Source organism: Ochrobactrum sp. BTU2 (assembly GCF_024539785.1).
Taxonomy (GTDB): Bacteria; Pseudomonadota; Alphaproteobacteria; order Rhizobiales; family Rhizobiaceae; genus Brucella; species Brucella anthropi.
In genome coordinates, this window is sequence record NZ_JAHWRG010000050.1 from 1 (window position 1) to 5923 (window position 5923).

Sequence of the window (5923 nt, forward strand, 5' to 3'; positions counted from 1 at the left end):
CATTATGCCGTAAGTCGGATTATGCCGATTTCGGGTGCGTAATACTGAAATTGCAGGCCATGGTCCTCTTCGCGCTCGGCATAATCCGCCGCCCAATGAAGCTCAAGGTACGCTGAAGAACCCGTTGGGATTAGTACGGTTGAGATCCGATTATCCGAATGCGGATTCTGCGAGCGGCGGGTTTTACACCTTTATCGATCTTTCGACGTTGCCCTTGGCTCTCGTTTGGATGGTGAGAGCGGGTCACCTTAGGCGATGTTCGTCACCCCTAGCACCAGGCCAACGGCCGCGCATCCAGCGAGAACGGTCACTGGTCCGAGCTTGAAGCGGAACACTGCGATAAGAGCGGCCAGCACCAGCACCGCAGCAGGCAGGTTCAGTGTAGACCAGACGGGCACGTCGATATCGAGGCCGAAGGAGGTGATCGAGCGCACCTCGTCGAAAACCACATGCAGGCCGAACCAGACTGCGAGGTTCAGGATCACGCCCACCACGGCGGCGGTGATCGCCGTCAGCGCTGCCGACAGCACCTTGTTGTCGCGCAGTCGCTCGATGAAGGGCGCACCGAGGAAGATCCAGAGGAAGCACGGCGTGAACGTCACCCATGTCGTCAGAAGCCCGCCCAGCGTTCCCGCCATCAGCGGCGACAGGCCGCCCGCGTTGCGGAACGCGCCCATGAAGCCCACGAACTGTGTCACCATGATCAGCGGGCCGGGCGTGGTCTCGGCCATGCCGAGCCCGTCCAGCATCTCGCCAGGGGCGAGCCAGCCGTAGTTCTGCACCGCCTCCTGCGCGACGTAGGCCAGAACGGCATAGGCGCCGCCGAAGGTCACAACGGCCATGATGCTGAAGAAGCCCGCGATCTGGGAAAAGACGTTCGCGGGGCCGAAGACCGCGAACAGCAGGGCGACCGGTACCAGCCACAGCGCGAGGAACGCCGCCGAGATGCGAAACGCCCAGCCGCGGTTGACCTGCGTGTGGGCGGGCGACTCTTCGCCCAGGAGGGTATCGGCGTCATCGACCTGGACCTCGCCCACCTTGCCGTGGCCGCCGCCGCCATGGAAGGCGGGCAACCCCACACGCGCTCCGAAGAACCCGACCAGACCCGCCACAAGGATGATGAGCGGAAACGGCACCGCGAAACCGAAGATCGCCACGAACGAGGCGGCGGCGATGGCGATCATTGCGCCGTTCTTCAGGGCGCGCGAGCCGATGCGGATGACCGCCTGCACGACGATGGCCAGCACCGCCGCTTTCAGCCCGAAGAACAGCGCCTCGACGGCGCCAACATTGCCGTAGAGCGCATAGATCCAGCTCAGCGCCATGATCGACACAATGCCGGGCAGTACGAAGAGCAAACCCGCGATGATGCCGCCGAGCGTGCGGTGCATCAGCCAGCCAATATAGACGGCGAGCTGCATCGCCTCCGGGCCAGGCAGCAGCATGCAGTAGTTGAGGGCATGCAGGAACCGCTTCTCGCCCAGCCAGCGCTGCTCCTCGACGAGGATGCGGTGCATGAGCGCGATCTGGCCCGCCGGCCCGCCAAAGCTCAGGAGCCCGATTCGGGCCCAGATGCGGGTGGCCTCCGCAAGGGTGGGGAAAGCGCGGTCCCGCATCACTCCGGCCTCGGCTTGTTGGTGGGCCAGTTGTGGGTCTCGTCGGTTGCGTCACGAGCCCAGCGATAGAAAGCGTCATAGAGCGGCATGCCTGCTTCGAGCTGCTCCAGGTCGTCGGAATACATCCGCGACAGACCGAGCGAGGCTGCAAGAAGACCGGCGGCCTCGGGCGCCAGATCGAGCCGGGCGGTGTCGGCGCCGCGGACGATGTCGGCCAGCCGGTCGAGCGCGGGAATATTCAGGCCGAACTCGGCCAGCATCACGTCGAAGGTGCAAAGTTCGCGCCTATGGCTCCAGAACACGTTCTCGATGTCGAAGGGCGAAGCATCGTAGCGTTCGGCGACGCCGACGACCTCGGCGGGCGCCACAAAGAGGATGATCGCACGGGGATCGAGAAAGCGCCGGATCAGCCAGGGGCACGCGATGCGGTCGATCTTGGGGCGCGACCGGGTGACCCAGATGGTGCGGCCCTGCGCGTCGCGCGCTGGCAGCTTTGCGGGATCGATCAGGGGTAGCTCGGCCGCACGCCAGGCTTCGAACCCGCCCTCGAGATACTCCGAAGGGCAGCCTTCGGCGCGCAGCCAGGCGGCCGCGCCTTGGCTGCGCCGATGGCCGGCCTGGCAGACAGCAATGGATGGCTGCCCGGCGAGCTGCGGAGCGAGGGCGGCGAGCGCCTGGTCGTCGATCCGGGTGGCGCCAGGGAGCAACCTTGGATCGGCGGCAAAATCTTCCTCGGAGCGCACGTCGATCAAGAGCGGTGCGCGAGGGGTTCCGATGATGCGGGCGAGCTTGTCGAACGAAATGGCATTAGGCGCAGGCATGTGCGTTCCTCCGTCGCCGGGGTTGAACAGGAACGCGATCTTCGGCTGGCGCCTCGTGGGGAGCTCGCAATCCCCATGATTGTAGATACGAAAGGCGAGGACACCACGTCAAGAACTCTATATGCGCGTCAGCACATCGGACATGAAATCGAGGGAAGGTCTTGGTCACACTTGCCGCTAAGCAGAAGATCGACTGGTCACAGAGCGGGGATTCGGCGCGAAGTTTATTGCTCCACCAAGATGGAGCACAGAAATGGAAAAACCCGATCACACATGTCTCGATCAGTATCTCGCGGCATTTGAAGAAAGCCTTGCATCCAGAAACTACAAGCCGGACACGCTGACGAATTACCGCTATCTATTGCGGCGCTTCGGTCGCCTGCTCGACGCCGAGGGCATTGCGCCCTCGGCATTGACGCCAGACTTGGCTGTCGAACTGGGACGGCGGTTGCCGACCACGCCGAAAAGCCAGATCAAGGTTCCCAACCTTGCCAGACTGTTCGTCACGCATCTGATTGAGATAGGAGTGGCGACACGACCGCCGCTGACACCCGCACAGGCCGAACGTCGCGAACTGCTGGACAGCTTTGAAACCTACCTTCTGCGGCAACGCGGCCTCAGCCCCCGCTCTGTCTATCATGTGCTGAGGTTCGCGGACCGCTTTCTCGATCATCGCTTCGGCGACCGTATGCTCGACCTGCCGGCGCTGAACGCGCAGGATGTTGTCGCGTTCATGGAGCACTTACTCGCGCGCAAGCGCCCGTTCCGCGACAAGACGCCAGCAACGCATCTGCGCAGCTTCTTCCAATATCTGTTCGCGCAGGACCATACGACCACGAACCTGTCGCTTTGCGTCCCCAGAGCACGCAAGCCCTGGGGCGCAAGGCTCCCTCGTTATCTGTCGCCCGATGAGGTGGAGGCCGTCGTGGCCTCCGTGCGCACCAATCCGCGGCGCGGCGCCCGTGACTACGCCATGCTGCTGTTGATGGCCCGCCTCGGCCTGCGCGCGCCGGAAGTCATCGCTGTCCAGTTGTGCGACATAGTCTGGCGCGCCGGCGTACTTCTGGTTCGTGGAAAAGGGCAGCAACATGACCGGCTGCCAATCCCACCGGACGTCGGCGAAGCGATCACCCGGTATCTACAGGTGGAACGAACCTCAACGACCACGCGCACGCTGTTCGTGACGCATCGGGCGCCCAACCGTCCGTTCAAGGACAGCCAGGTCATTAACGCCATACTGAAGGAGGCGTTCGCGGCGACGGGCGTGAAGCCGCCGACACCCTATGTGGGATCGCATGTTCTGCGCCACAGCCTGGCGACGAACATGGTTCGTGCCGGCGCCTCACTGGAAGAGATCGGCGATCTGCTGCGGCATCGGTCGCGGGCAACGACGATGATCTACGCGAAGCTCGACACGGACGGGTTGCGTTCCATTGCGCAGCCTTGGCCGACCTCGGAGGTGGCACGATGAGCTTCCTTGCCGAAATGGACCGCAATCTCACCATCAGAAGGCAACTCGGCGCCAATCTGAGCACCGATGAACGGATACTTCGCCGCTTCGTAACCTTCGCCGACAACGGCGGTGCGCAGTACGTCAGCGCCAGCCTGATCATGCGCTGGCTCGAAAGCCTTCCCTCTGCAAGTCCAGGAACACGGGCAACGCGCTTCAGGGTGGCCCGCCAATTTGCTGAGTGGTTGCACGGCATGGACTCCAGACACGAGGCTCCGCCCCGGGGATTGGTGCCGGGTCGCGTTCAGCGTGTGCATCCATACATCTATAGTGACGCCGAAATCGTCGCGATCATCGACCAAGCGCGGACGCTGCCATCGGTCTACGGCCTGCGCGGCCTGACCTGCTCAACCCTCTTCGGCCTGATCGCCGTGACCGGACTTCGGATCAGCGAAGCTCTCGGTCTCGATCCTCACGATCTCGATGCCGAATCCGGAGTGCTTCGTATCCGGCAGGGCAAGCTCGGCAAAGAACGGTTGCTGCCGCTGGCCCCGAGCGTCGTGGAACGGCTGGAAAGCTATGGTCGCGAGCGGGATCGGCTGCTCGGGCGCAGGCCGGAAGCATTCTTCGTGACCTGTGAGGGGCGTCGTCTTGGCGATTGCGGCGCACGCTACAACTTCGCGCACGTCTGCCAGCAGATCGGGCTGCGGCAGCCGCAGCTTCATCTTCGGCACGGTCGTGGACCACGTATCCACGATCTTCGCCACACCTTCGCGGTGCGTACCATGCTGAGCTGGTATCGGTCGGGCAAAGACGTCGGTCGCGAGATGATCAAGCTCACGACATGGCTCGGTCATGCGCACCCCGCCCACACATACTGGTATCTGGAAGCGGTCCCGGAGCTGCTGGAACTGGCCTCCGCTCGAATAACAGGCGTGGCGGCGGAGGTGGAAACCCGATGAAGGCGACCAACTTCCCCGCGCTGATCCAGCGCTTCTTCACCGATCGGCTCTTAACGCAGATGGAAGCAAGCCATCACACCGTCGCTGGCTACCGAGACACATTCCGGCTGCTGATCCGGTACGCAAGCTCACGGTGTGGAAAGCCACCCACGAAGCTGACGATCGAAGATCTCGATGCCGATCTTGTCGCCGACTTCCTGACACATGTGGAAACGGCGCGCGGCAACACGGCCCGCACCCGCAATACGCGTCTTGCCGCTATCCGCTCGTTCTTCCGCTACGTTGCATTGACCGATCCGAGCTGGCTTCTTCATTGTCAGCGCGTTCTCTCGATGCCGAACAAGCGGTATGTGAAGCGGAGCGTGACGTTCCTTGACGCTGGGGAGATAGCGGCGCTGCTGGCAGCACCGGATCGAATGACATGGGTGGGGCGACGTGATCACGTCCTGCTGTTGCTTGCGCTTCAGACGGGGTTGCGGGCGTCCGAACTGATCAACCTGCGCTGCAAGGACGTGATCCTCGGCACCGGCGCTCATATCCGGTGCATCGGCAAGGGCCGGAAAGAACGCAGTACGCCTCTTCGTCGCGATACGGCCAAGCTTATCCAGAGCTGGATCGGCGAGCGCCGCGACGGCGATGGCCCGCTGTTCCCGTCGATCCGGGGCGAGGCGCTCAGCCGTGATGCTTTGGAGCACTTGGTGCGCAAGCATTGCCTGAAGGCATCACAAGCGTGTCCGAGTCTTGCAGGCAAACGCGTCACGCCACACACGCTTCGCCACAGCACGGCGATGGAACTGCTCCATCACGGCGTCGACCAATCCGTGATCGCATTATGGCTCGGGCACGAATCCGTGGAAACGACCCAGATCTATATACACGCCGACATGCGGCTGAAGGAAAAGGCGCTTTCTCAGGTCGCCGGCCCGGAAACACATCCCGGGCGGTATCGTCCCAGCGACGAACTGCTCGCCTTCCTCGAAGCGCTCTGATTATGCCGAACTGCCGCATGGCCGAAAGCCGGCGTGACAGCCGAAAAGCTCGGCCATGCGGCATAATCCGACTTACGGCATAATG

5 protein-coding genes are annotated in these 5923 nt (G+C 63.0%); 3 read left to right on the forward strand and 2 right to left on the reverse strand.

Translation table 11 applies throughout. The features are described from left to right. Positions 1-248: 248 nt before the first annotated feature. Positions 249-1616 carry a chromate efflux transporter gene (chrA, locus tag KWJ32_RS27600; RefSeq protein WP_037094409.1) on the reverse strand — a complete coding sequence of 456 codons (1368 nt, stop codon included), beginning with the start codon at positions 1614-1616 and terminating at the stop codon, positions 249-251. Further along, positions 1616-2437 carry a sulfurtransferase/chromate resistance protein gene (locus KWJ32_RS27605; RefSeq protein WP_037094406.1) on the reverse strand — a complete coding sequence of 274 codons (822 nt, stop codon included), beginning with the start codon at positions 2435-2437 and terminating at the stop codon, positions 1616-1618. The genes chrA and KWJ32_RS27605 overlap by 1 nt, the downstream gene beginning before the upstream one ends. A 253-nt stretch (positions 2438-2690) precedes the next feature. Between KWJ32_RS27605 and KWJ32_RS27610 the strand changes: the two genes are divergently transcribed. Genes KWJ32_RS27610 through KWJ32_RS27620 form a run of 3 tightly spaced genes read left to right on the forward strand, consistent with a single transcriptional unit; the run spans position 2691 to position 5838 of the window. Further along, positions 2691-3908: a site-specific integrase gene (locus tag KWJ32_RS27610; RefSeq protein ID WP_163001471.1), complete on the forward strand. Its 1218-nt coding sequence runs from the start codon at positions 2691-2693 to the stop codon at positions 3906-3908. Next, positions 3905-4849 carry a tyrosine-type recombinase/integrase gene (locus KWJ32_RS27615; protein WP_122523147.1) on the forward strand — a complete coding sequence of 315 codons (945 nt, stop codon included), beginning with the start codon at positions 3905-3907 and terminating at the stop codon, positions 4847-4849. Before KWJ32_RS27610 ends, KWJ32_RS27615 begins: the two co-directional genes overlap by 4 nt. Then, positions 4846-5838, forward strand: a complete 993-nt coding sequence (locus tag KWJ32_RS27620) for a tyrosine-type recombinase/integrase (RefSeq protein WP_037094399.1) — start codon at positions 4846-4848, stop codon at positions 5836-5838. The genes KWJ32_RS27615 and KWJ32_RS27620 overlap by 4 nt, the downstream gene beginning before the upstream one ends. Positions 5839-5923 lie beyond the last annotated feature (85 nt).

Excerpts from the sequence above, each read along its gene's own strand:
- chrA (WP_037094409.1), bottom strand. The coding sequence starts at position 1,616 with ATGCGGGACCGCGCTTTCCCCACCCTTGCGGAGGCCACCCGCATCTGG.
- KWJ32_RS27605 (WP_037094406.1), bottom strand. The coding sequence starts at position 2,437 with ATGCCTGCGCCTAATGCCATTTCGTTCGACAAGCTCGCCCGCATCATC.
- KWJ32_RS27610 (WP_163001471.1), top strand. The coding sequence starts at position 2,691 with ATGGAAAAACCCGATCACACATGTCTCGATCAGTATCTCGCGGCATTT.
- KWJ32_RS27615 (WP_122523147.1), top strand. The coding sequence starts at position 3,905 with ATGAGCTTCCTTGCCGAAATGGACCGCAATCTCACCATCAGAAGGCAA.
- KWJ32_RS27620 (WP_037094399.1), top strand. The coding sequence starts at position 4,846 with ATGAAGGCGACCAACTTCCCCGCGCTGATCCAGCGCTTCTTCACCGAT.